Annotated in this window: 21 protein-coding genes; 11 read left to right on the top strand and 10 right to left on the bottom strand. The window is 68.4% G+C overall.

The features are described 5' to 3' along the window. Positions 1 to 96: 96 nt before the first annotated feature. The 5 genes from H074_RS08290 (at position 97) to H074_RS08270 (ending at position 6,613) form a co-directional block, all read left to right on the top strand. Positions 97 to 2,976 (top strand): type 2 lanthipeptide synthetase LanM family protein, encoded by a 2,880-nt coding sequence (locus H074_RS08290; RefSeq protein ID WP_235096700.1) that lies wholly within the window; start codon positions 97 to 99, stop codon positions 2,974 to 2,976. A 13-nt stretch (positions 2,977 to 2,989) separates the two neighbouring features. Then, positions 2,990 to 3,184 (top strand): hypothetical protein, encoded by a 195-nt coding sequence (locus H074_RS08285; RefSeq protein ID WP_007029580.1) that lies wholly within the window; start codon positions 2,990 to 2,992, stop codon positions 3,182 to 3,184. Between the two features lie 88 nt (positions 3,185 to 3,272). Continuing rightward, positions 3,273 to 6,161, top strand: coding sequence for a helix-turn-helix transcriptional regulator (locus tag H074_RS08280; RefSeq protein WP_007029579.1), 2,889 nt, complete (start codon positions 3,273 to 3,275; stop codon positions 6,159 to 6,161). A 3-nt stretch (positions 6,162 to 6,164) separates the two neighbouring features. Continuing rightward, positions 6,165 to 6,404 (top strand): glutaredoxin family protein, encoded by a 240-nt coding sequence (locus H074_RS08275; RefSeq protein WP_007029578.1) that lies wholly within the window; start codon positions 6,165 to 6,167, stop codon positions 6,402 to 6,404. Further along, positions 6,401 to 6,613, top strand: a complete 213-nt coding sequence (locus H074_RS08270) for a putative acetyltransferase (RefSeq protein ID WP_007029577.1) — start codon at positions 6,401 to 6,403, stop codon at positions 6,611 to 6,613. The genes H074_RS08275 and H074_RS08270 overlap by 4 nt, the downstream gene beginning before the upstream one ends. 680 nt (positions 6,614 to 7,293) lie before the next feature. On the opposite strand, the gene H074_RS08265 is transcribed toward H074_RS08270, so the two are convergent. Both H074_RS08265 and H074_RS08260 read right to left on the bottom strand, forming a co-directional pair. After that, positions 7,294 to 7,947: a hypothetical protein gene (locus H074_RS08265; protein ID WP_007029576.1), complete on the bottom strand. Its 654-nt coding sequence runs from the start codon at positions 7,945 to 7,947 to the stop codon at positions 7,294 to 7,296. 149 nt (positions 7,948 to 8,096) lie between these two features. Continuing rightward, entirely contained in the window at positions 8,097 to 8,714 is a 618-nt protein-coding gene (locus H074_RS08260) for a hypothetical protein (RefSeq protein ID WP_039921872.1), read from the bottom strand. Between the two features lie 124 nt (positions 8,715 to 8,838). Between H074_RS08260 and H074_RS08255 the strand changes: the two genes are divergently transcribed. Next, entirely contained in the window at positions 8,839 to 9,441 is a 603-nt protein-coding gene (locus H074_RS08255) for a TetR/AcrR family transcriptional regulator (RefSeq protein ID WP_007029574.1), read from the top strand. Positions 9,442 to 10,158: 717 nt separating this feature from the next. Here the strand turns inward: H074_RS08255 and H074_RS08250 are convergent. Further along, on the bottom strand, positions 10,159 to 11,040 hold the full coding sequence (locus H074_RS08250) for a manganese catalase (protein ID WP_007029573.1): 882 nt from the start codon (positions 11,038 to 11,040) through the stop codon (positions 10,159 to 10,161). A 31-nt stretch (positions 11,041 to 11,071) separates the two neighbouring features. Beyond that, on the bottom strand, positions 11,072 to 11,527 hold the full coding sequence (locus H074_RS08245) for a DUF4383 domain-containing protein (protein WP_039921824.1): 456 nt from the start codon (positions 11,525 to 11,527) through the stop codon (positions 11,072 to 11,074). 198 nt (positions 11,528 to 11,725) lie between these two features. On the opposite strand from H074_RS08245, the gene H074_RS08240 reads away from it, so the two are divergent. Further along, positions 11,726 to 12,406 carry a hypothetical protein gene (locus H074_RS08240; protein WP_007029571.1) on the top strand — a complete coding sequence of 227 codons (681 nt, stop codon included), beginning with the start codon at positions 11,726 to 11,728 and terminating at the stop codon, positions 12,404 to 12,406. 416 nt (positions 12,407 to 12,822) lie between these two features. Here H074_RS08240 and H074_RS08235 read toward each other — a convergent pair whose 3' ends face one another. Both H074_RS08235 and H074_RS08230 read right to left on the bottom strand, forming a co-directional pair. After that, the gene (locus H074_RS08235) at positions 12,823 to 15,156 is read right to left on the bottom strand and encodes a chitobiase/beta-hexosaminidase C-terminal domain-containing protein (protein ID WP_007029569.1); all 2,334 of its coding nucleotides are present in this window, start codon (positions 15,154 to 15,156) and stop codon (positions 12,823 to 12,825) included. Positions 15,157 to 15,345: 189 nt separating this feature from the next. Then, positions 15,346 to 15,801 (bottom strand): hypothetical protein, encoded by a 456-nt coding sequence (locus H074_RS08230; RefSeq protein ID WP_007029568.1) that lies wholly within the window; start codon positions 15,799 to 15,801, stop codon positions 15,346 to 15,348. A 170-nt stretch (positions 15,802 to 15,971) separates the two neighbouring features. On the opposite strand from H074_RS08230, the gene H074_RS08225 reads away from it, so the two are divergent. The 3 genes from H074_RS08225 to H074_RS08215 all read left to right on the top strand — a co-directional run bounded on the left by H074_RS08225 (position 15,972) and on the right by H074_RS08215 (position 18,372). Beyond that, positions 15,972 to 16,796: a hypothetical protein gene (locus H074_RS08225; RefSeq protein WP_039921868.1), complete on the top strand. Its 825-nt coding sequence runs from the start codon at positions 15,972 to 15,974 to the stop codon at positions 16,794 to 16,796. A 122-nt stretch (positions 16,797 to 16,918) separates the two neighbouring features. Then, the gene (locus H074_RS08220) at positions 16,919 to 17,542 is read left to right on the top strand and encodes a cyclodeaminase/cyclohydrolase family protein (protein ID WP_007029566.1); all 624 of its coding nucleotides are present in this window, start codon (positions 16,919 to 16,921) and stop codon (positions 17,540 to 17,542) included. Further along, positions 17,539 to 18,372: a bifunctional 5,10-methylenetetrahydrofolate dehydrogenase/5,10-methenyltetrahydrofolate cyclohydrolase gene (locus H074_RS08215; RefSeq protein ID WP_007029565.1), complete on the top strand. Its 834-nt coding sequence runs from the start codon at positions 17,539 to 17,541 to the stop codon at positions 18,370 to 18,372. Before H074_RS08220 ends, H074_RS08215 begins: the two co-directional genes overlap by 4 nt. Before the next feature lie 45 nt (positions 18,373 to 18,417). On the opposite strand, the gene H074_RS08210 is transcribed toward H074_RS08215, so the two are convergent. Then, entirely contained in the window at positions 18,418 to 18,990 is a 573-nt protein-coding gene (locus H074_RS08210; protein WP_007029564.1) for a TetR/AcrR family transcriptional regulator, read from the bottom strand. Positions 18,991 to 19,103: 113 nt separating this feature from the next. On the opposite strand from H074_RS08210, the gene H074_RS08205 reads away from it, so the two are divergent. After that, positions 19,104 to 19,844 carry a class I SAM-dependent methyltransferase gene (locus H074_RS08205; RefSeq protein ID WP_007029563.1) on the top strand — a complete coding sequence of 247 codons (741 nt, stop codon included), beginning with the start codon at positions 19,104 to 19,106 and terminating at the stop codon, positions 19,842 to 19,844. Between the two features lie 44 nt (positions 19,845 to 19,888). Here H074_RS08205 and H074_RS08200 read toward each other — a convergent pair whose 3' ends face one another. The 3 genes from H074_RS08200 to H074_RS08190 all read right to left on the bottom strand — a co-directional run bounded on the left by H074_RS08200 (position 19,889) and on the right by H074_RS08190 (position 24,226). Continuing rightward, a complete protein-coding gene (locus H074_RS08200) occupies positions 19,889 to 21,343 on the bottom strand; it encodes a cellulose binding domain-containing protein (RefSeq protein WP_083920390.1) in 1,455 nt (484 codons plus the stop codon). Next, complete coding sequence (locus H074_RS08195; protein WP_235096699.1) at positions 21,340 to 23,658, bottom strand: cellulose-binding domain-containing protein; 2,319 nt, start codon at positions 23,656 to 23,658, stop codon at positions 21,340 to 21,342. Before H074_RS08195 ends, H074_RS08200 begins: the two co-directional genes overlap by 4 nt. A 202-nt stretch (positions 23,659 to 23,860) precedes the next feature. Then, complete coding sequence (locus H074_RS08190) at positions 23,861 to 24,226, bottom strand: RNA-binding S4 domain-containing protein (RefSeq protein WP_007029562.1); 366 nt, start codon at positions 24,224 to 24,226, stop codon at positions 23,861 to 23,863. Positions 24,227 to 24,358: the final 132 nt, after the last annotated feature.

Below are 24,358 nucleotides of genomic sequence, written 5' to 3'. Positions count from 1 at the left end.
ACCGTCCGTACCCGGCCGTCACTCTCCGGACATCTTCGTGCGTGCGCTGAATGTGGGGGTGTCGCCCCCATGTGCGTGCCCCGCCGAACTGGAAGCATGACTGCCGTGACGCCCCAACCATCCGCGACGTCCCTGCCGCCGAGGTGGTGGGCGCACGGCCAGACCCCGCGCGAACGGAAAGCGGACAAGCCCGTATGGGCGGACTTCGCCGAACACGCTGTCACCGCGCTTCTGCCGGAGCGTCCCCCAGTCGGTGACTGGCGTGTCGAGTTCGCCGGGGTCTTCAGGTCGCTCGTCGACGCCGCCTCCCGGGAAGCGGTCCCGGAAGACCTCGCCGACGCCGACGTCCAGTCACTCCGTCAGGGTTTCGCGACTCAACTCGGCCAGCATCTGCTCAACCTCTCGGTCCGCACGCTGGTCCTCGAACTCCACAGGGCCCGCAAGGCCGGCAATCTCCAGGGCGAGACGCCCGAAGAACGTTTCTCCGATTTCGTGCGCAGGCAATCCACTCCGGCCGGACTCGTCCGGTTGTTCAGCGAATACCCGGTTCTGGCCAGGCTTCTCGCCCAAGCCTGCCTTCACGCGGCCGAAGCCCACGCCGAAACGCTGGCCCGTTTCTCGGCCGACGCCGCCTTGCTGCCCTGCTCGGTCGTCGACGGCGAACTCGGCACGCTCGTCGAGGTGGCGGGCGGGATCGGTGACTCGCACGCACGCGGCCGTTCGGTCAAACTGCTCCGCTTCTCCAGCGGCGCCAAGGTGATCTACAAACCCCGCCCGCTGATCCTGCACGAGCGTTTCACCGACGTCGTCGAACGGCTGAACAAACGGCTGCCCGGTCTCGAACTGCGGACCGCCGACGCGCTGCCGCGTGACGGGTACGGCTGGCTCCGGTTCGTCGAGCACCGGCCGTGCGCCGATATCGCCGACGTCGACCGTTTCTACCGCCGTCAGGGCATCCTCCTGGCGCTCCTGTACGCGCTCGACGCCACCGACGTCCACTACGAGAACATCATCGCCTGCGGCGACCATCCGGTGCTGATCGACATCGAGACGCTGTTCCAGCCGTCGCCGCCCGATCCGCCGGAGGGCGACCCCGCGACGGCGATGCTGGCGCGGTCGGTCCAGCGCACGCTGCTGCTCCCCCAGCTCTTCGCCGGCGAGCACGGCGCCGTCGACATCTCCGGCCTCGCGGGTCGCGGCGGCAAGTTGCCCACCGACCGGGTCGATTGGGTCGATCCGGGCACCGACCGGATGCGGCTGGTCCGGGTGCCCGGCGAACTCGCGGGCGCGAACAACCTGCCGCGCCTCGACGGCCGCGACGTCACGCCCGCCGAGCACAGCGCGGCGCTGCTGGCCGGATTCCGGCTCGGCTACGACGCGATCTCCACCGGACGGGACGAACTCGCCGAACACCTCCGGCGCTGCGCCGAAGATCCCATCCGGGTACTCATCCGGCCGACGAACTTCTACTTCCGCCTGCTGGACGAGACCACCCATCCCGACCTGCTGCGCGACGCCGCCGACCGCGACCGCGCGTTCGACCTGCTCGAAGAGGACTCGGCGGACGAGGAGAAGCTGCGCCGCCTCGTGCCGCACGAGCGGGAGGACCTGTGGGCGGGTGACGTGCCGATGTTCACCTCGACCCCCGGCTCCACCTCGCTGTCGGACTCACGCGGCGAAAGTGTCGAAGGAGTGGTCGACCGGCCGTCGCTGGACACCGTGCTGGCGAAGGTCGCCGACATGGACCCACTCGACCAGCGCGACCAGGAATGGCTGATCTCGGCCACCCTCGCCATCAGCACGGCGACCGCCGGCCATCACGGCGGCGGCGAGACCGCGGAAATCGCGGTGCCGAATCAGGCTCCCGACGCGGAACGACTGCTGGTGACCGCGTGCGGGATCGCCGATCAGATCGTCGCCAACGCCTTCTCCGACGAACACCGCTCCAACTGGCTCGGGATAGAACTCGTCGACGACCGCTACTGGACCGTGCTGCCGATGGGCGCGGGACTCGGCGAGGGCTACTGCGGTGTCGCGTTGTTCCTCGCCCAGCTCGCCGAGCTGACCGGAATCGCGCGGTACCGCGATCTGGCCGCATACGCGATCAGCCCGCTTCCCGGTCTCTTCGCCACTCTCCGCGCCGACCGTGAGCTTGCCGCCACCGCCGGCTGCGGCGGGCTTCTCGGACTCGGCGGCGTCGCGTACACGATCGCCCGGCTCAGCACGCTGGTCGGCCTGCCCGCGGGTGACCTCATCGAGCAGGCCGTCGACCTGATGCCCGACGCCACCTCCGAAACGCCGCCCGGGTTCACGACGGGACTGGCGGGCGGCGTCGCCTCGATGCGCTCGGTGTATGTCCAAACAGGACTGGAGGCGGCGCTGGCGCGGGCGGACCGCTACACCGAACAGCTCCTCGACCGCGAACCTCCGCAAGAGAGGTCTTTCGCCCGGGGTTCGGCCGGGGTCGACTGGGTCCTGCGGGCACACGACCGTTCCGGCGAAGAACCATCCGGAAAGGCGGACGATCGGGCGGAAAGCACCGGCGCCTGGTGCGACGGACTAGCGGGTGACGCCCTCGGACAAGCCGCGCGCCTGCCCGATCCCGGTCACGCCAGAGACCTGGACCGGACGGTCAAACGACTGACCGACGGGGCACCGCTGAAGGACCTCAGTCTCTGCCACGGCGAGTCCGGAGTGCTGGACGTGTTGTGCGTGCTGGCGGAGAACGGGCACACTGGCGCCGCCGCCGCGGTACGCCGCCGGACCGGTCATCTGCTCGCCGCCATCGACCAGCGCGGTGCCCGCTGCGGGACTCCCGGGGCGGTCCCCTCGCCAGGGCTGCTGAGCGGCCTGGCGGGGATCGGCTACGGCCTGCTGAGGCTGGGATTCGGCGATCGGGTCCCCTCCGCGCTCCTGCTCCGCCCCGACCGGCCGCATCCCGCGGCCACCGTTGTTCCGCCGGTAAATCGAGTATGAGGAGAAGAACCACATGTACGAAAGAGATCTGCCCGCCACCGAAGACGCCCTCGGCGCCGTGAACCTGCCGCGCGCCCTCGAGGTCGGCTCGCGCAACCACGCGCTGGCGGGCAGCAAGCCGCGGCTGAGCGCCAACCCGCTCGCCACCCTGTCCACGGACACCGGCTCGCCGTCCGTCGTCAGTGTTTTCACCGGGGGCTGGATCTGAGAAAGCTCACGAAGGCGGGTACGCGCCGCCCGCCTTCGTGATCGACTTTTGGCCGTGACGGGGGAATCCGCTCGCTATAGTCACGGCGGTGGGTATCCGTTCGTCGCGGGTGATCGGCCGCGACGCCGAACTGGCCGAGCTCTCCGAAGCTCTCGATCGCGCCATCGTGGATCGCGGCGGCGCGATCTTTCTCGTGGGCGAAGGTGGCATCGGCAAATCCCGGCTCGCCATCGAAGCCGCCTCACGAGCGGTCGCCGCCGACATCCCGGTGTTGCAGGGCAGGGCCAGTTCGATCGGCCCGCTCGTCCCGTTCCGGCCGCTCACCCAGGCACTGTTGTCGCATTTCCGCGGCGGCGGCCCGCCGGAGGCGGCCGAACTCGACCCGTTCATCCCCGTGCTCGCCCAGCTCATCCCCGACTGGGGCCGGGGCGACCGGCCGCGGGAGTCGGGCTCCCTCATGGTGCTCGCCGAAGCGGTGTTCCGGCTGCTGGCCGTCACCAGCCGCGACCGCGGCACGCTCCTGGTCCTCGACGATCTCCAGGACGCCGACGCCGAGACGCTGTTCATTCTCGAGTATCTCGTCGACAACCTGCCCGCGGCGCAGACCCTGTTCGTCGGCACGCTCCGCAACGAGCCGTCCGACGCCCTCCGCCTGGCGACCTCCGGCGCGCAGCGGATGAGCTGCACCGTCGTCGAACTCGGCAGGCTCGGCCTCACCGACACCCGCGCACTCGCCGCGGCGTGTCTCGACACCGAGCCGGAGAATCTGCCGTCCTCGGCGGCGGAACTGTTGTGGCGCAACAGCGCCGGCCTTCCGTTCATCGTCGAGGAACTGCTCCATGGCATGGTGAACGACGGCCTGCTGGTCGAGGGCCGCGACGGCTGGCGCGTCATCGGCGAACTCCGCGCCCGCGTACCCGCCGCGTTGGTCACCAGTATCGGTGTCCGGATGGAGCAACTCGGCGAGCAGGCGGGCGAACTGCTGTCGGTCGCGGCGATCATCGGCCGCCGCTTCCCGCTGACGGTGGTGCAGACGGTCACCGGTACGAACGACCGGACCCTGCACAACCACCTGAGCGCCGCGGTCTCGGCGAACCTGGTGACCACCGACGAGACGACACCCGGCTGGTACGCCTTCCGTCATCCGCTGACCGCGGAAGCGCTGCTGGCGCGCCAGTCACCGGCACGGAAGGCGGAACTCGCGCGTCAGGCCGCCGACGCCGTCGAGAAGCTGTACCCGGGACTGCCGGGCGACCTGTGCGCGCTCGTCGCGTCGCTCCGGCTGACCGCGCTGGACGAGCGGGCGGCGGGCCGTCTGTTCGCGGAAACCGGCCGCCGCGCCCTCGACGCCGGTGCTGCGGACTCCGCGGTCACGATGCTCACCAAGGCCGTCGACCTGCTCGCCGGGGCCGACGCGGGTGATCGGGCCGAGGTGCTGGAGACGCTGCTGTACGCGCTCGGGCAGACCGGCCAATTCGACCGCGCCGTCGAGCTTTCCACCGGATTCGGCGAGATCGGCACGCTCGAACGGGCCGCGAAACTGCACACCCAGCTGGCGTGGGCCGCTTACATCGCCGGACGGCACGACGAATGTCTCGGCCAGATCGAACGCGCCCGCGCTCCCCTGGGTTCGGCGATCTCGCCCGCTCAGCAGGCCGCGCTCGACGCCGTCGAAGCGAACCTCTGGCTCGACGTCCCCGGCCGGACCGGCACGGCGGAACGGCTCGCGCGCCAGGCGTGGAAAGTGGCCGAGGCGACCGAGCAGCCCTTCGTCGTCTGCCAGGCGCTGCAGGTGCTCGGCATGCTCGCGCTTTCGCGGGACCTCACCGAATCCGAGCACTACATGCAACTCGCGCGGCGGACCGCCGAGGACAACCATCTGCACCACCTCCGCACCCAGGCGCTGGTCCGGCTCGGCGGGCATCGCGTGCTGATGAACGGCGACGAACAGACCCTGCTGCTCGCCCGCGCGGACGCCCAGCGGACCGGGTCGATCACGCTGCACTGCGCGGTCGATTCCGTGCGCACCATGCACGCGATCCTGCGCTGCGAGTTCGGCACCGCGCACGCGCTGCTGGAAGAGAACCTCGCCGTGCTGGGCAGGCTCCGGTTGACCGCGTTGCTCCAGTACGCGCATATGACCAGGGCGATGTCGGCAGGACACCGGGCGGACCGCCCGGCGATGGAGCAGGCACTCGACGACTTCCGCGAAAGCGGCGGCGAGAACGCGCAGGAGATGGTGCTCAGCATCGGGCTGGCGCGCGTTTTCTGTTCACTGCTCGAAGAGGACTTCGACCGGGCCCGCCGCGAACTCGACCAGGTCATCGAACTGGAGGACCGGCGGCCGAGCCGGTTCCACCTCGCGGGCCAGCACGGGCTCAGGACGCTCGTCGACACGCTCGGCGGCGCTCCCTGCCCGGAGGACGGATCCGCTGTGAGCGGGATGCGGTGGAACAGGCAGTTCGTCGAATTCGCGCACGCCGTCGAGTACGGCAGGCGCGGCGACGCGGCGGAAGCCGAACGAGCGGTGGCCTCCGCGCTGGAGACCTCGGCGCCCTATCCCCTTGCGCGGCATCTCGGGCTCCGGCTGATCGCCGAACCGGCCGCCGCCGATGGCTGGGGCGATCCGGCGGGCTGGCTCAAAGAAGCCGAAGAGTACTTCCACGGCAGGGACATCCAGGCGGTCGCGGCCGCCTGCCGGAGCCTGCTGCGCAAGCTCGGCGCACCCGTCCGGCAGCGCCGCTCCGGGGTCGACCGGGTCCCCGGCGACCTGCGCGCGTCCGGCGTCACCGTGCGCGAGTACGAGGTCCTGGTGCTGCTCGCCGAGCGGATGGGCAACAAGGACATCGGCGCCCGGCTGCACATCTCGCCGCGGACGGTCGAGAAGCATGTCGCGAGCCTGCTCGCCAAGACAGGGCTCGCCGACCGTGCGGCTCTCGCCGAACACGCCGCCGGACCGCGACCTGGCATGCTGTGAGGCATGAGCGATCTCATCGTGTACGGCGCCGGCTGGTGCCCCGACGTCAAACGCAGCCGTGCCCTGCTGGACGCGAAGGGCGTCGAGTACGACTACATCGACGTCGAAGCGGACTCCGGCGCCGAGGAGACCGTGCGAGCGCTGCAGAACGGTGAACGGCGGATCCCGACCATCGTCTGGCCGGACGGCACCCACCTGGTCGAGCCGAGCGACGACGAGCTCACCGCACACCTGAACCGGTGACCCTTCCGGACGTCCCGGTCGGCACGAGGGTCGTCGTGCGGTACCGGATCGAAGGCGGGTTCACCGACGCGCTCGGCTACCTGCGCTCCCGTGACGACACCGAGTGCACGGTGGAGACCAAACGCGGACTCGCGACGATCCGGCTGACGGACATCGTCCTGGCGAAGACGGTCCCGCCGCCGCCACCGTCGCGTTCCCGCCCGGTCTGACCCGCTGTTTCGCCCCGGCGCCACCGGGTGAGCCAAGAAGTCCCCAGCAGGGGGTTCCTCGGCTGCCACGGTGGAAAACCCGGACGGCCCCACGGAAGACCCGCACATATTCGGGAGTGCGCTATTCGCCTGGGGCGGTCGTGTGTTCGACGTAGGCGGCGGGTAGGTGGGCACGAAACGAGGTCGTGTCGGTTTGGTTCGGCAGGGACGGTTTCGCCTGGATCCAGCCGACGCTCGAGGACCCCCGGTCCTGGAGAACACCACCATCCCCGACGGGCACTCAGGCCCGCTGCACGACCGCTGCCGTCCCGATCGTTGCCACAACAGCATGATCGGGGTCGAGCACCTCGCCACGACTCCCACCGCCGCATCTCACCGGAGCCGCACGCCACACCGACGGACGGCTGGCCAAGCAGGACTTCTGTCAGGAAGCCGGAGTCAGCCGCGCGACCATGAACCGCGCGCACACCATCCTCGCGGAATGGGACGACCACGTCGCTCACCGCAGCACCGCAGATCCTGAGTCGGCCCGCCACGGCGACGAGATCCACGAACTACGGCTCGCACTCGCTGTCCAGAAACGCGAATGCGCCGATCCGCACCGCCGGCCTGACGTCGTCTCCATCCGCCCCGTAACCGACCCGGTGAGCGTTCCGTTGTCCCACGCCCGGGATGCGGCGCTAGCCAACGGTGTCGAGGAACCGATTGTGGCGCAAGCGGAGCGCGCGTTCGATGCTGGCCAGCACGGCACCGACGCCGAGCAAAGAGTTGAGCCACGCAGGAAGGGAGACGGGTGAGCGGAAGGTCCCGAAGCGCGCCGCGACAGGCGGCAGGGTGAAGGCGACCTCGATGAGCTGCGGGATGAGCAGGAGCACCGAGATCACCAGCAGAACGACCGACGTGATGCTGATCGCGCGGCTCAGCGCGGGGTGCGTGCGGGCGAGGTGCGCACGGCGTCCTTCGGCCGACCTGCGATCCGGAATCAGCTGATACTCCGCCCCGTCTGTCGTGACACAGTGGCAGCGCTTCAGCCCGAACGGGGACTCTGCGACCTCGATCGTGCCGCCCGGGACGGGAAAGGCGGCGGGGAGCTTGGATTCGGCGTGATGGCGTCCGTGGAGGTAGAGGTCGGCTGTGCCCTTGCCGTCGTTCGCGAAGAACCGCCGGCGATGACGTACGTCGACGGTGTACGTCGCCGGCCGCCCGTCGTCGCGGCTGAGAACGAGCGAGTACAGCGATCGCGAGAAAAGCTGCCACCAACGGAACGGCTTCAGTTCTCTCCCGGTGCCGGGCTTGACCCGCTTCGCCGCGCGACGGCGGCTCGACTCGTGCATAACAGCTTCTCCTCACCCCGCCGGGGATCGCCGACGGAGATAGATTCGGTGGGAACGGAAAGCGCCGGGACAGGGATGGTGGTCGGCACTGATCACGGTGCGCCGCCCGGCATCGTGCGTGTCGTCGCCGGGCCGCCGGTGCGCACGGATCAGGATCCGAGCACCAGCGGCACGAGGAAGTAGATCTCGATGGCCTCGTACACCGCACCGATGACGAAGAGCGCGAGTGCCGGGAGCCAGAGCCAGCCGAGCCGGCTCAGACCGCGCAGGTATCCCTGGCGGCGCGTCGGGGCGCCAACGGTCGCCGGCCGCAGCCACGACCTGCCGAGCAGGTAGGCGCCGAACATCACGAGCGCGTAGGCCTGGAACTCGATGAGCAGCGTGAGGGAGTGCGGGATGAGGGTCAGCCCCGATGTCGCGTCGACGGGGGCGAGGGTGATGCCCAGGTCGATCGTCTTGAGCGCGAAGACCGCGAGTCCCGCGAAGGGGACCACCAGCGACGGGAGGGTGATGAGCAGCAGGGCGGTCGGGAACACGTTGACGACGAAGATGACCGTGCCGAACACCCATCCGTTGCCGACCACCGCGTTGACCAGCGCCCCCTGGTCGCCGCTCGCGAACGACGCGGTCCGTGCGGCGTGCAGGTCCGGAAAGAGCGCCCCCAACGCCATGCCGAGGAGCAGTACTCCGTAGACGAAGGCGTTGACGAGTAGGTACGCCCGGAGATCAGCGCGGATGATCTGGAACGGCCTGCGGAGGCGGTGCATGAGTTTCACGTCCGTTTCGCTTGTTGAGCGACCTTGTGCCGGCCGCGTCTAACACACTGTGTTACTCCAATCGGACGCGACAGTATCACAGCGTGCTAGTACAGTGTGTCAGTGGAGGTGTGACGTGGAACAGGAGACGGGTGTCAGCAGCCGGGAGCGGATCCTTCGGGCGGCCATGGCGATGTTCGGCGAGGATCCGGCTGCGCGGCTCAGCGTGCGGGCGGTCGCGGCGCGGGCCGGGGTGAGCACCGGCTCGCTCAGGTATCACTTTCCGACACAGCGCGCGCTGCAGGACACGGTCCTCGCCGGCATCTATGACGCGGTGGCACCCGGCGACAGGATCCACGACCGATCGGTGCCGGCGCGGGAGCGGTTGGCCGATTGTCTCCGGCAGGTGCTGGCTCTCGCCGGCGTGGGCGAACAAGCACGAGCAGCCTGGGGAGAGATCTTCACGACATACATCGAACGCGAACCGACTGACGAGAATCGCGCAGCGTATCTCGCCATCGATCGGGAAGCGCAACGCCGTGTCGAGTACTGGCTGACCGTCCTGGGCAACGAAGGCGCGCTCGCCGAGGGTGACAACCGGCGACGTGCCAGATTTCTTGTGACCGTCCTCAACGGACTCTCGATCCAGAGAGCCTTGCCCTCCGAAGAATCGATCCTGACCACCGAAACCGAGACACTGCACGCAGCCGTCGACCACGTCCTCAATTCCCGATTCTGACGGCGGCCCGCTGTCACCTGCCGAGCGCCGACAGGGCCGACGGCGGACCAGGGAGCCGTTTTCAGAATGGTGCCGCAGTTCAACTGTGCACGATAAGGCTGATGGCCGACTAGGTGTACTGATCCGGGAGCGGCTCTTTCGGCTCCGGGCACAGTCAGGACGCCCTCCTCGACATCACCCGGCAGTTCCCCGTGGAACCGCGACCGGGTTATCGTGGTCAGGGACTTCACGGCCGCGGGACTGTAAAACGTTCGGCTCTGTCCAAAGTTTGGTGATCGGCGTGGTGGGCCGGCTGTCGGGGGCAGCGGGTGCCTCTGTGATCATGTCCGGCGTGCGATGACCAGTTGAAGGTGTTGCTGCCGCACTTGGCGGACGTGCTGATCGAGAAGTTCGAGCAGGCTGGGACGGACGTGTGGGTTTGGGATGCGGTGGGGTTCACGCGTTCGAGCTAAGGATCACGGTGTCGATCGACCTGCACGGTGGCAGTGTGCGTGGCTCCGACCTGGACACTCGGCTTGACTGCCTCGGGGTCTGTCGGCAGCGTTGTGGGCGGCCGCGCTCATCCTCCTCCGCGCCGAGCTGGACGCCGAACTCGCGCGTGGCAAAGAGCGTGCCCCTGGATCACCCGCCGACTGACTCGTTCGCCCACAGCACCCATGAAGGGAGCTCTCCCCTGGCAGTGCCGGGGAAGGGCTCCCTTCACGCGGTTCGGCGCGCCTAGCTCTTGCGCGACTTGGTGGCCTTCTTCTTCATGTCCTTGGCCTTGCCCTTGACCGTCCCGACCGCGTCCTGCAGCGGCGCATAGGTGCCGTAGAGCGCCGGATCGGGCTTCGGAGCGGTGCCCGGGCCGCCGAGCGGCTCGGGGTCCATCAGGTACTCGATCCCGTCTTCGCCGAAGCTCCAGCCGCCCTTCGAGCCGTCCGGACCGTCGGACAAGTGCCAAACGGTGTTGTTGTGGGCCTGGTTCTCCTCGTCGAACAGCGCCGTCGGCGCGATGTCGCTTTCCAGGCCGTCGGCCTTGAGTTCCTCGATCGCGGCGAGCCACTGCTTCTGGTGCACCGTGTCCCGTGCGAGGTTGAACTGCAGCATCGCCTTCACACCCGGGTCGTCGGTCATGTTGTACAGCCGGGCCGTCTGCAACCGGCCCTGCGCCTCCGCCGCGGCGTTCGCCCGGAAATCGGCCAGCAGATTGCCCGATGCCACGATGTAACGGCCGTTCCACGGGTAACCCTGGCTGTCGCTCGGCGTGGCGCCGCCACCGGAGATGATCGCCTGCTGGGGATCCATCCCGCCGAGGATCGCCGCGGTGGCCGGGTCCTTCGCCGCCTCGGCCACCGTGGTGGCGGGCGCGCCTTCCAGCAGCCGGGCGACCATCGTCGCCAGCATTTCGACGTGACCGATCTCCTCGGTCGCCGTGTCCATGATCAGATCCTTGTACTTGCCCTCGATCCGGCAATTCCAGCCCTGGAAGAGATACTGCATGGTGACGGTCATTTCACCGTAGGCGCCACCGATCAGTTCCTGCAGCCTTCGGGCGTACAAGGCGTCCGGCTTTTCCGGCTTGGCCTCGAATTGGAGCGATTTGGTATGACGGAACACTGACAACCTCCGAAGAATTCAGGGGTAGGGACTAACGCGAGTCGGCGATAGGTGCCTTCGAGCCGGAGAGCGGAATGAGCCCGAGGGCGATCATCCCGACGGCGAGCCCGAGGTGCAGCCAGTTGTCGGCAGTGTTGACGGGCACGAAATTCGCCGCCGATCCGTGGTCGATCAACAGCCCGTAAAGCCAGAGCACGAGGTAAATCACCCCGCCGCCGACAAGGAACGCCCTCGCGCCGCTCACCGTCCGGGCCAGCAGGATGCCCGCGACGCCGAACGCCAGGTGGACGATGTTGTGCAGGACCGACACCTGGAACACACCCAGCAGCAACGCGCCGGAATCATGCCCGGCGCCGCTCAGCTGCTCGTAGTTCGTCGTGATGCCGGGGATGAAGCCAAGGATGCCGACGAGCAGGAAGACCGCGCCCACCCCGAGGGCGATGAGCTGGCGCGGAGCCCGCCGAACCATGGTCGGCGATGCAGTCATGATTTCCTCCGATCCAAGGTGGAAGAGACTCTCGGACGCCCGTTGGGCGAACACCACGTCGGGTACCCGTGCGAAAGCCGGTCACACCGGAAAACCGAGACCGATCGGCGTCTTCGAATTCGTGGGATTTCCCGTGTGATCCGGCGCGTCCGGGGTAGCCACCGCGAAAGCACGCGCGTCACACGGAGGGTGGAAATCGTGGCTGAGGTCAACGCATCGCGGGCCGGGCCGGTCGGCGAGTTCTTCCGCATCGGCTTCCATGCCCTCGCGGTACTTCGCGGGGCGAGAGCCTTTCACCCGAACGGTCTACTGCTCAAAGGAGAACTTCACGCTCTGGCGCACGATGACCTCGCGCTGCCGGAGGAGCCGGTGGCCGTCACCGTGCGGATGTCCAAGGGAGCCGGACTCCCGGGGCGGCTGCCCGACGCGCTGGGGCTGGCGGTTCGGATTCCTTCGGCCGACGGTGATCCGTGGGATCTCACGCTGACTACTTCGGGTACCGGCCTCGCCGGCCGCGTGTTGCCGCGGCCGGCGCGAGCCTGGACCACCGGGCGCTACAGCACTTTGTTGCCCTATCGCACGAAGGGCGACCTGATCTGGCTGTCGGCCCGCGCGGAGACGTCACGGCACGCCGAAGCGTCACTGGACGCCTTGACGCGACTGGTGGCGGAAGGGCCGGTGACCTACCTCTTCGAGACTGTCCGCGCCAACGGACATCGGAAGCCCTGCGCGACGCTGACCCTCCACGAGGTGGACGAAGACGCCTCTCGTCCCGCTTTCGATCCGATGCTTCACCCGCCGCGGGGCTGGGAGCCGCGGCCCGGCTGGCTCGCCGGGCTACGCGAGCGGGCTTACGAAGGCAGCCGGGAAGGCCGGTGATTCACCTGCGAGCGGCTTGTCCCGCACGCCCTTCACGTGGCTGAAGTTGTCGATCGAGTAGCGACCGTGATAGCGGGTCATCCCGCTTTCCCCCACGTCGCCGAACCGCAGTTCCAGCGCCGAGAGATCGATGATCGCCGTGCTCAGGACCAGCCCGCCTGACGAAGATCAACACGAAGCCGAGTGGTATAGGACGTTATACAGACTCGTGAGTGGCAAGGACGGTTCCATGAGGGGTAAGGCAAAGGTAGCTTCGTGATGTCGGAGCGTGTCGCGAAAGCCACGTTCGCGACGTTGGATGTCCTGAACGTGGCTTTCGCGACGTGGCGGTGGCGGGGCACATGGTCGGCGCGTGAAGGACTCGTGAGTGGTAAGGACGGTTCTAACCGTCCTTACCACTCACGAGGGCGGCCGCGTTACGGGTAGCTCACCAAGTTGCTCGGTGTCGTCCCGGGCGGCGTCACCGCCCCGGCGTCGTTGATCACGTGGGTGATGGTCCCCTTGTAGTTCAGCGAAACCGTCACCATGTTGTGGAACCGGACGCCGGAGCGGTTCGGCACCTCGAACGCGTGGTGGAGGTTCACCGACGGGTTGTCGTTGAAGAAGCAGTAACTGCCCAGGCCCCACGCCTCGTGCGTGGTCACGTTGTCCCCCACCTTGTAGGCGGCGTACCCGTTGAGCCCGTTGGGGCTCTTCCAGCCCGCCTGATCAGGGACGTCGTACGGGATCTCGTTCTGGAAGAAGATCGTCCTGCCGTTCTGGCCGTTCCAGATCACCTGGTACTTCTGGTAATGCTCGACGAACAGGCCGGTCGCCAGCACGTTGTCGCCGTTGACGACCACGCCGGTGTCGCCGGTGTTGATCGTCCAGCCGTAGGTGCCCGCGTTGCCGTGGTCGGCCCGCCAGGCCCAGATGTGGTCGATGATCGTGTCGCGGCTGTTGACGATCAGGCTGTTCGTCGCCTTCCCCGCGATCTGACCGCCGATCCGGAAGAACACGTCCTGCACCGTCGTCGGGTTCGCCGAGTGGTTCGCCGTCGCGCCCGCCTGGCCGACCGTGAGCAGTGACTGCGAGTTGGTCGTTCCGGCGTCGAACAGCAGGCCCTTGAGCCGGACGCCGTCCACGTCGGCGACCCGCATCGCGTCGACGCCGTTGTCCGGCACCAGCGTCGGGTAGCCGACGCCGAGGACGACGGTGTTCGCCTTCGTCACATTGAGCGTCTGGTCGAGGTGGTAGACGCCCGGCGTGAAGAACAGGTTGCAGCCTTGGGAAAGCGCGGCGTTGATCGACGACGCCGTGTCCCCCGCCTTCACGACGTAGAACTGGCTCATCGGCAGTGAGCTGCCCTGAGTGCCGCCATTGACCCAGCTCGGCCCGGAAGCGCCGGTACGCAGGGAGGGCAGGAACACGCGGTACTTGCCGGAGCCGTCGAGGTAGAGATACGGGACGTCGCGGGACACCGGCGTGGTGCCCAGCGTCGTCTCCGGCGGGTTCGGGAAGGTGTTCGCGGGAGCGCCGCTCGTCCCGGAGAAGACCATGTTCCAGACCCCGCCGTCCCAGCTGCCGTAGCTGCTGTCACGGGTGTACCACTGCTGTTGCGAGATCGACGCGGCCTGACCGGAGACCTTGGTGTCGGCGGTGTAGCCGCCGCTCGCGAACCCGTAGCTGGCCGGGTAGAGCTGCAGCCCGCCGCGGATGTCCATCCGGCGGAACGGCGCGGCCTGCGCGACGGCCCAGCGGGTCGAGCCGCTGCTCGGGACCACGGCGAGGTTCTCCGCCGAGCGCCAGAAGTTCTGCAGCGCCACACCCTTGTCCGACTCGTTGAACGCGTCGACGGTCACGTCACCGTTGATCACGACGTCGCCCGGGTTCTGCCCGAGGCCCGCGACGGAGGTGTAGTAGCCGACGTTGTCGTGAATCCCGTTGTACACGCCGGGCTTGAACAGGTGCGCGTACCGGCGCTCGGTGAACTGCGCGGTCAGGGTGTCCTTCTGCGCGGTGAAGTCCGCGTCCAGCCTGGCCTGGATCGACGACGCCGACATGCCCGGGTCGAAGATCCGCACATTCGGTCCGAAGTCCGGGACCTCGGCCTGGGCGGGGCACGTCGCCTGTGTCGATCCGATCGTGTAGCTCGCCGACGCCACCGGGGAGTTCGCCGAGCCCGACTTGAGCGCGATCGCGGAGATCGTCGAGGACGCGGAGACCGTGATCGGCCCGGTGTACAGAGTGGACGACGCGGTCGGCGTGGAACCGTCCACTGTGTACCGGATGGCCGCGCCGGCCGTCGCGCTCGACAAGGTCACCGAGCGGGCGCTCGGATAACTGCCCCCCGGCGGATCGAACGTCGGCGAGGCGACGGTCGTGCCACCGCCGCCGTGGGTGTAGGTGAAGTGCGGGGTGTCGTACTGCGGCCCGTTCTTCTCGTAGGTGAACCAGTAGTCGAGCACCGTGCCGGCCGACAGCGAGCCGACGGTGTGCCGCCACGTGCCGCCGTCGTCGGCCATGCGGACGTTCTGCTGCCCCACTCCCGGAACACCGGTGTAGTGGATGTCGACGTACCGCGCGGGGGTCGCCGGCGTGAAGGAGAACTGTGCCTGGGTCGCGTTCAAGGACGCGGCACTCTGGCTGTAGTCGGCGGCCGCGGCGGTGGCACCACCGAGTCCGGTGGCGATCAGGAGCGCGGAAAGGCCGAGGGCGAGCACGCCACGGACCCCTTTCCGCCGTTCGGGCTGCACAAAGATCCGGTTCACGTCGTGACACCTCCGGCGTTGGAAATCCACGGGCGAAGCAATTCGTTGCGCGCCACAACAAAGTAGCCGTCCGTGCGATATGTCCAGATCACGCTTCGATAACAGTGGTGGTCCAAACCACCGACTGCTCCGATCGGACGCCGGAGGTACGGCTGTCCGGCGCCGTCGGACAGCGCGATCGGGTGCCGGTCAGCGGTCCGGAACGACGTAAAGCGTCGACACTTCTCCTCCGTGCATGGCGCTCAGACTGGCCCTGCAGGCCAGGAGGACCTCGCGGTTCGCGACGGTGTCCGGCGGGACGCCGCAGCCGTCGCAGAAGAGCTCGACCGATCCCGGGAAGGTCTCGTCGACCTGGACTTCGATCGTGCGATCACAGCGACGGCACCATCGATGGCCGGTCACGACCAGGACGTGCATCGGATCGGAGATGCACTGATGCACCCAGCCGCGGTGGACGTAACAGGTCGTCCGGACGTGCGCGCTCAGCCCGTGTTCCTCCGCCACGTCCTCCGCGGCGAGGATCGCGGCCAGCCTCCGGTCGGGGATCCCGCCGTACCGGTCCCGGCGCCGGGCAGGCGGGGACGCGTCCGCCGCCGCGAGCAGTCTGAGATGAGCCCTCGAGGGTGGCGAAGTACGTAGCACCATGTGGATCTCGACCTTTCGGCGTCCACCGGAAGTCTTATCAGCTCACCCCCGGTTTCGCCGGAGTGACACCCGACCGGGCGACAAGGACCTGAGAAAGGTTCGTTTGTACGGCCCTTGTATTCACGCTGCCCATGCTGCCCGGACAACCGGATCCGCTCAGGAGGCAGGAATTGTTGACCAAGGTAGCCGTGCTCGCGACAGCGACCGTGCTCTCCCTCGGCGTGGCCGCACCGGCCGGCGCCGAGGTGACCGCGTTGCCCACTGCCAGCATGGAAGCGGTGCTCAAGGCCGCGCAGATCGACCCGCGCCGTGCCGACAGCGCGTTGACCCCCGGAGCCAAGGACAGCGTGCTGCTGGTGGAGCAGGCGCTGGCCGCCAAGGGGCTGCTCGACCAGCAATACGTCGACGGCCACTTCGGCACGTCGACCATCACGGCGTACTCCAGCTATCAGAAGTCGCTGGGCTACACCGGGATCGACGCCTCCGGCCTGCCGGGCAAAACGTCACTCGAGAAGCTGGGCGAGGGCCGGTACACCGTCACCGCGGTGGTCTCGGCGGGTAGCCGCCTGACCTACCACGGCGAGACGATGAACACCCGCACCAAGGCGATGCTGGTGAAGGCCGAGAGCCTGCTCGGCAGGCAGCTCACGATCACACAGGGCTCGTACAACCCCGGCGGCGTCGGCGCTTCCGCGGGAACGCACGACGGTGGCGGTGCGCTCGACATCGGCGTCGAGGGCATGTCCTCGACCACGCGGACCGACGTCGCAAGGAAGCTGCGTCAGGTGGGCTTCGCGGCTTGGGTCCGGACCCCGGCCCAGGGCTTCGCCTACCACATCCACGCCATCGCACTGTCCGATCCGGACCTGTCGTCCGGTGCGCAGCACCAGGCCGGTGACTACTACCTCGGCTACAACGGCCTCGCCGGCCGCGGTTCCGACGACGGCCCCGCCGTTTCGCCGAAGCTCACCTGGGAGGAGTACCAGCGGTCCTGACCCCCGTTCTCCCGAGGCCACCTTCGCCGAAGTCGATCGTCGCGAAGGTGGCCTTCGGGCTGTCCAGGAACCCCCGGGTAGGCTTCGGCGCGACGGCAAAACCAGCGTGAAGGGAACATCGCGTGGAGGATCGACCGGTCGGTCAGTGGCTCGACGAGCTGGCTTCGAAGGCCTCGACGCCCGGTGGAGGCGCGGGTGCCGCGATGAACGCCGCGGTCGGCGCAGCCCTGGTCTCCATGGTGTGCAACCTGACCATCGGCAAGCCGAAGTACGCCGAGCACGAGGCCACCATGACCGAGGCGCTGGGCAAGGCCGAGGACCTCCGGACGCGTGCGCTCGGCCTCGCCGCCGACGACGCCGCCGCCTTCGACGCGGTGGTCGCCGCTTACAAGCTCCCGAAGGCCACCGACGAGGAGAAGCAGGCCCGCACCGCCGCGATCCAGGCCGCCCTGGTCGGCGCCGCCGAGGTCCCGCTGCGCACGGCCGCCCTCGCCGCCGAGGTCATCGACGTCGCCGCCTCGATCCTCGAAGGCGCCAACACCAACGTCATCTCCGACATCGCGGTCGCGGCTTCGTCCGCCAAGTCCGCGCTCGAATCGGGCGTGGTCAACGTCGAGGTCAACCTGGCGTCCATGTCGGACGAGCAGCTCCGCAAGGAGACCGAGACCCGTCTCACCGAGTACACCCCCGCCGCCGGGCGCGCCGACGCCCTCATCGCCCAGGTTCGCGAAAGGCTCGCCCGATGACGCTGATCGACGGGCGCGCGATCGCCGCCGCCATCACCGCCGAGGTCACCGAGACCGCCGCCAAGCTTCGCGAATCGGGTACCGCTCCGACACTGGCCGTACTCGTCCCGACCGACGACGACGCCACCGCCTGGTACGTGCGTTCGATCGAACGTGCCGCGAAGAAGGTCGGCGTCGACTGCCGGGTCGTCCAGCTCGAGAAGCCGACCGGCGAGGACGTCACCCGCGAACTCGACAAGCTGTCCGCGGACCCGTCGGTGCACGGCATCATCTGCCAGACCCCGCTGCCCGAAGGCGTGACGCTCGACGACGTCGGCGCGCACATCGACCCGCGCAAGGACGTCGACGGCGCCAACCCGGTCAGCCTCGGCCGTCTCACCGCGGGTCTCCCGACCTACGCGCCCGCCACCGCCGCCGCGGTGCTGGAGATCCTGAAGCGTGAACAGGTCGCCCTGTCCGGCGCCCAGGTCGCCGTCGTGGGCCGCTCGACCATCGTCGGCAAGCCCGCCGCTCTGCTGCTGCTCGGCGAGCACGCGACGGTCACCGTCTGCCACTCCCGCACCAAGGACCTCGCGGCGGTCACCAAGACCGCGGACGTCCTGGTCGTGGCCGTCGGCCGCGCGCACTTCATCGGCGCGGACCACGTCAAGCCCGGTGCCGTGGTGATCGACGTCGGCACGAACCCGACTCCCGAAGGCGGCCTCGTCGGCGACGTCGACCAGGCCGCGGTCGAAGAGATCGCGGGTTCGATCACGCCGGTCCCCGGCGGCGTCGGCCCGGTCACGACGTCGCTGCTGCTGCGGCACACCGTCACCGCCGCGCAGTCCTGATCCACGGGAAAAGGCGGCGAGTCCACTGAGGACTCGCCGCCTTTTTCACGTCGCGATCACCGTTTCCACCACTTTCCGCACCTGCGCCGGTTCCGGCGCGGGCGCGGTCCGGTCGGCGTAGAGCAGATGAGTGGCACCGATGAGCGTGGCCGCGAGCGTCTCGACATCGGCGTCCTCGGCGATCCTGCCTCGCGCTCGTTCCTCGTCGAGGTAAGCGCCGATCATGACAGCGGCCTGCGTCAGCACCGGTATGCCGACAGGCCACTCGCGGCGCAACCGGGCGCGAAGCTCGTCGCGGAAGATCACGAGCGGGACGATCGCGACCGCGACCGACTCGAACACCGCCGTGAGCGCCGAGGTGAGGTTGTCCACGACCGTTCCGGTGCCGATGGCCTCCCGGAGGCCCTTCTCGTCAAGTTTCTCGATCCGATCCAGCACGAACTCGGCGAGGAATCCGTCGAAGTCGTCGAAATGCCGGTGGAGCACGCCTTTCGCGCAGTCCGCCTCCGTGGTCACGGCGCGGCTGGTGAGCCCGCTCGGCCCGTCCCGCAGCAGGACCCGTTCGGCGGCGTCGAACAACTGCGCGCGGACGGCGCGCAAGGCTACCCCGGTCGGCATACGGCTCCCTTGCGTTGACTAGTGGGCAAGTGCCCACTTAAGGTGGGCGCATGCCCACTCTACCTTCGGGGCAAGAGCCTCACCGCTACCGACAGGCCGCGGAATCCTTCGGCGTGGACGTCGAACGCTACGACCGGACCCGGCCCGCCTATCCCCCGGAACTCATCGATCACCTCATCGCCGCGGCTCCCGGCCGCGAAATCCTCGACGTCGGCGCCGGCACCGGGATCGAAGCTCGCCAGTTCCAGGCGGCGGGCTGTCACGTACTGGGCGTCGAACCGGACCCCCGGATGGCCGAGTTCGCCCGCCGGAGCGGGATCGACGTCGAGGTCGCGAAGTTCGAGGCATGGGACCCCGCCGGACGCCGGTTCGACCTGCTCGTCTCCGGGCAGGCCTGGCACTGGGTCGACCCGGTGGCGGGCGCCGCCAAGGCCGCCGAAGTGCTACGGCCCGGAGGAATCCTGGCCGCGTTCTGGCATGTGCCCGAACCTCCGGAAGAGGTCGCGGAGGCCTTGGCGGACGCTTACCGGCGGCTCGTGCCGGACGCCCCGATCGATCTCAAGAGCGTGCCGAAACAGTCCTCTGACCCGTACGGGCCACTCATCGTGAAGGTCGCCGACGGTCTGCGGGAAGCAGGCAGGTTCGGCGAGCCGGAGCGAAGCCGCCACGACTGGGAGCGGGTCTACACCCGTGACGAATGGCTGGACCAGCTCCCGACGTTCGGCTCGCTCACCTGGGTCGAACCCACTGTGCGACAAAAGATCCTCACCGAGGTCGGGACGGCGATCGACAGGATTGGCGGCCGGTTCACCACGCGCTACGCCACCGTCGCGATCACCGCGGTCCGGGACTGACCCGCCGGTGGCGGGAGCCGTGCCGCTCCCGCCACCGGCGGCCGTCAAGGCGTGACGGGGATGTTGGTCAGCCCGTTCACCGCACTCGACACGGCGTTGGACGCGTAGACGACGTTGGGCCGCTCCGGACACTTCGACGTCGACGTGATCTTGATGGCGTACTGACCGACGCCTCCGAGATCGGACTTGTTGTCCCGCCACACGTTGCCGCAGCCGTTCGGGAACGACGGGGTGGTGCTCGGGTTGTGGGTCTCGTAGCCGTTCGCGAACGTCCCCGGCGAGGCGAAGGTGCCGGTGTTCCCCTCGATCACGTACCCGAATCCCTTGACGTCGACCCAGGAATCGGCCGAGTTCTGCCCGGAAACCCCTTGGCCGTCGAAGTTGTTGCCCCGGATGACCCCGTCCGCGGTGCCCTCCTTGACATCGATGCCCTCCGCGGCGACGTACGGCCCGATGTGGTTGTCGAGCACTTGGATCCGGTCGCTTCGGTCGACTCCGCCGGAGTTCCCGTGACACGCCCAATTCGAGTTCGCCGATCCGAGGTAGACGCCCTCGCCGTAACCCGCCTGCACGAGACCGGTGTGGCTGATCGTCGAGTCGCGGATGACACTGTCGGCCGAGGAGCGACGGAAGTGCACGGCCTCCTCGTCGATCCGGTGGACCCGCACACCTTCGATCACGGTGTGGTGCGAGTCGTCCGCGACGATCCCCTTCTTCGATTCCTGCACGGTGAAGCCCTTGAGATGCCAGTACGGCGCGCCGTAGAGCCAGAACCCGTACCCGGAATCCCAGCCCGCCGTCGGAGCAGGGCAGGAAGGCGCCTCGCCCGACGGACCGTCGTTGATCAGGACCGCCGTCGCCGGTCCGGTCACCGTGATCGGCGCGTCCGCCGTGCCGGGTTTCGTGGCCACGAAGGACCCCCGGTAGGTTCCCTCGGCCAGCCGGATGGTCTGACCGGGGCTCGCGGCGGCCAGGGCGGCCCGCAGTTCCGCCGCGGTGCCCACGTCGACGACGTCTCCCGAGGGAACGGTGGTGGTGGTCGTCGTCGGCGGGTTGCTCACGGTCGTGGTGCTGGTCGGTGCCGTGGTGGTGGTCGGCGCCCCTCCCCCGCACGGGCTGCCGTTGACCGTGCAGCCGGTCGGCAGGCCCAGCCCCGTGGTGTTGAAACCGAAGGACGCGGTGCCGCCGGGTTCGATCGTGCCGTTGAAGCCGGCGTTGGTGACCTTGTAGTGCTGCCCGGTCCTGGTGAGCACCGAGCTCCACGAGGTGGTGATCGCGGTGCCTTCGGGGAGGTCGAACTCGATCGTCCACTGTGCACTGTTCGCGTCGCCCGCGTTGGTGAGCGTGTACTTCCCGCCGTACCCGCTGTCCCAGGCCGAACTCTGGGCGAACACCGCGGTCAGGCTGGGCGCGGCGGCCTCCGCGGTGACGACGGCGCCGAACAGGCCCGCCGCAGACGCCGTGGCCGCGATCGCGGCGAGCAGTCGTTTCCTCGTCATTCCGTGCCTCCGCATTTCGTTCCGGCGATCGAGCACGCGGCCGGGAGCCCCTGACCGGTGGCGTTGAAGCCGAACGTCGCCGTGCCGCCGGGTTTGACGCTCCCGTTGTGGGACGCGTTCCCGAACCGGTAGTGCTGCCCGGTCCTGGTCAGCACCGAACTCCACGAACCGGTGATCGTCGTCCCGGCGGGCAGGTCGAACTCGACCGTCCACGAACCCACCGCGGCCGAACAGGTATTGGTGATCGTGAAGCCGGCACCGTAGCCGCTGTCCCACACCGACTTGCGGGTGAACGTCGCGGTCAGGCACGTGCTGGGAGTCTGGGTGGTGGTCGTCGAGGTGGACGTGGTCGTGGTCTGGCTCGTCGTCGAGGACGGCGGGGTCCCGTCGACGGACTTCAGGAACAGCGACGACGTGGCGTCGGTCTTGGTCGCGTCGACCCCGTGCCCTCCGGTGTAGTCCCGCTGCTCGTTCTTCGCCCAGTCGGCGATCGGTGTCCCGCCGACGTCGAGGTGCTTGTACGCGGTGCCGTCCCAGCCGAAGGCGTAGACGCGGTGCCGGTCGGCGTAGAAGTCGTTATACGGACCATTGTCCGCGAGTTGCTTGGTCATGGCGTTGTTGAAGAACACGTTGCGGTAGCCGGAAGCGCCCGACCATTTGACCGCCTTCTTGCCCGCGCCCCACCAGATCGGGAACCAGTTCGAGTCGTCGGGACCGCCTCCGCCCTCCTCACCGCAGTTGGCGCGGCAGTTCCCGGAGCGGTGCGCGTACGGGACCTTGACCGTGTTGAGTTCGAAGAGGTTGTTGCGTTCCCAGCCTCCGTGCAGGTTCAGGTCGGAGTCGAACGAGTTGCCGATCACCACGTTGCCGGCGGCGGACCACTGGAAGGTGAAGTGCCGCAGCAGGGTCGAAGTGTTGCCGGCGTAGAGCGAATCCCAGACCCGGGAGCCGCGGAAGTAGCCGTTGCCACCCTTTCCCTTGTTCCACGAGCCGTTGAGTTCGTTGTCGACGATCTGGAGGTTCTTGGCCTCCTCGGTGACGATCGGATGCGAACCGGCCATGTCCGCCCGGATGCCGCGGACCCACGAGTTCGCCGCCCACTTGAACACGATCCCGTGCATCTCCGCCGCGGGCGCCATGTTCCCGTAGTTGTTGTTCGCCTCCGCGGGGTTCAGGCCCGGCATGTCCTGGGTGAACCCGAGGTCCTCGAACCCGACGCCGAGCACCGGGTCGACCAGCGGTGCGGCCTTCGAGTCATAGGTGGCGCCGTCGATCGGGGCCGAACCGTCCGACGTGGAGTTCACCGGGACGTCGTACTCGAGCGGTTTGTCGAGGGTGATGGTGCGTGCCGTGGTGTCGAGCGCCGCGATCGTGAAGATCTGCTGGCGCATGTGCATGTTCAGCAACGGGAACGTGGTCGGCGTCGCCTGCTGCTGCTCGTAGAGCTTCAGCGAGTTGGCCGCCCGGATGTTGACCAGGTTCCCGGCGGCGAGCGAGGTCAGGGCGCCGCTGCTCGCCAGGTGGACGACCTTGTCCCCCATCCGGGCTGCGAACGCGGTGTCACCCGGCTTGCCCCGCAGCTTCACCCCGGCCTTCCAGTGGACGTTGATCGTGCCCTCGAAGATGTCCTTGCGGTTCGCCGGCGCCGAGGCGTAGTCGCTCGCATAGGACGTGTGCACTCCCCTGGACTGGACACGGAACAGCCCGCGACCGGGCCACAACCAGCCGCCCTTGCCCGCACCCGAGGTCATCCCGTCCTCGTCCCAGTCGGAACCGTCCGGGGTGAGGGTGTCGTAGAGGGTGTTCACGTCGGGCTTGTAGACGAACTTCGTGGCGTCCTTGCCCGCGCCGCGCAGGATCAGGTAATCGGCGTCGACGTGGATCTCGTGCGTGACGTCGAAGCGGCCTGCCGGGAAGGTGATCGTGCTCAGCTTGGTGTAGCTCCCGGACGGCGAGCACGCGCTCTTGATCCCGTCGATCGCCGCCTGGATCCCGTTCGTGTCATCGGCGCCGTCGTCGGGCTTGACGTTGTACTGGCTCGCAAGTTCGGCGGCGGTGACCTGACAGGTGGCGTTCGGATTCACTTCACCGGAGCCCGGCAGCGCGGCACCACCGCGGTACCCGGCCTTGGACCAGTCGTAGAGCCCCGCGACCGGCGCGCGGCGATTGGCCGCGCCGAGGTCGAGGCCGGTCAGCGCGCCGGGCCCCGGTGCCGCGTCCGCCACCTCGGGCGGTACCTGCAGGAGTGCGGCGGTGGCGACCACGGCGGCGACCGCCGGTAGGGCGGCACGACGAAGAGGACTTTTTCGGGACACCCGAAACCTCCGTGACGGACTGACGGAAGGTGTTGCGGCGTGTACACCCGGACCCAGTCTTTATAGTTCACGTCCCTGTCGGCCGTCAACGGATGTGAATCATGTCCATATATGTGAACATTTCGACCAGTCCGTGAAGGCCTCCTTGAGGGACCCAGGGTCCCTCAAGGAGGCCTTCACGGACTGGTGACCGGGGTCGCGCTCAGCGCTCTCCTGAACGGAAACGGTCGAGCACGCGGCGTTCCCGCTTGGTCGGACGCCCCGCGCCCCGCTCGCGCCGCGCGACCGGCACGGCGGCCTCCGGCGGCGGCGCGGGTGTCCGGTCGATGAAACAGGTCGCGGCGTCGGCCGCACCGACCCGTTTCTGGATCACCCGCGTCACTTCCAGGATCCGCGTCGTGTCGTGCACCCGCGCACGCACTTCGTCACCCGCCACGACCGTGGTCGCGGGTTTGGCCGGTTTGCCGTTCACACGGACATGACCGCCACGGCACGCCGCCGCGGCGTCCGGACGCGTCTTGGTCAGCCGGACGGCCCACAGCCAGCGATCAACTCGAGTGGACTCCACAGCAGTACATAGTGGCCCATCCGCCTTCTTTATTGCCACTCGGCATAGCCGCAGGTATAACTTGTTCTAAATCCCTCAACGGTGAGGAAGATCACGTGAGCGACGAAACCATGCGGAGAAGCGCTTCCGGAC

Origin of the sequence: Amycolatopsis decaplanina DSM 44594 (assembly GCF_000342005.1) — a bacterium.
Taxonomy (GTDB): Bacteria; Actinomycetota; Actinomycetes; order Mycobacteriales; family Pseudonocardiaceae; genus Amycolatopsis; species Amycolatopsis decaplanina.
This window is presented reverse-complemented; position numbering and strand designations above follow the sequence as displayed.

What these genes read in the sequence shown, in the direction of transcription:
- H074_RS08275 (WP_007029578.1), top strand. Translation starts at nt 6,165, where the DNA reads ATGAGCGATCTCATCGTGTACGGCGCCGGCTGGTGCCCCGACGTCAAA.
- H074_RS08215 (WP_007029565.1), top strand. Translation starts at nt 17,539, where the DNA reads ATGACGCTGATCGACGGGCGCGCGATCGCCGCCGCCATCACCGCCGAG.
- H074_RS08210 (WP_007029564.1), bottom strand. Translation starts at nt 18,990, where the DNA reads ATGCCGACCGGGGTAGCCTTGCGCGCCGTCCGCGCGCAGTTGTTCGAC.
- H074_RS08260 (WP_039921872.1), bottom strand. Translation starts at nt 8,714, where the DNA reads ATGCACCGCCTCCGCAGGCCGTTCCAGATCATCCGCGCTGATCTCCGG.
- H074_RS08265 (WP_007029576.1), bottom strand. Translation starts at nt 7,947, where the DNA reads ATGCACGAGTCGAGCCGCCGTCGCGCGGCGAAGCGGGTCAAGCCCGGC.
- H074_RS08290 (WP_235096700.1), top strand. Translation starts at nt 97, where the DNA reads ATGACTGCCGTGACGCCCCAACCATCCGCGACGTCCCTGCCGCCGAGG.
- H074_RS08285 (WP_007029580.1), top strand. Translation starts at nt 2,990, where the DNA reads ATGTACGAAAGAGATCTGCCCGCCACCGAAGACGCCCTCGGCGCCGTG.
- H074_RS08230 (WP_007029568.1), bottom strand. Translation starts at nt 15,801, where the DNA reads ATGGTGCTACGTACTTCGCCACCCTCGAGGGCTCATCTCAGACTGCTC.
- H074_RS08200 (WP_083920390.1), bottom strand. Translation starts at nt 21,343, where the DNA reads ATGACGAGGAAACGACTGCTCGCCGCGATCGCGGCCACGGCGTCTGCG.
- H074_RS08245 (WP_039921824.1), bottom strand. Translation starts at nt 11,527, where the DNA reads ATGACTGCATCGCCGACCATGGTTCGGCGGGCTCCGCGCCAGCTCATC.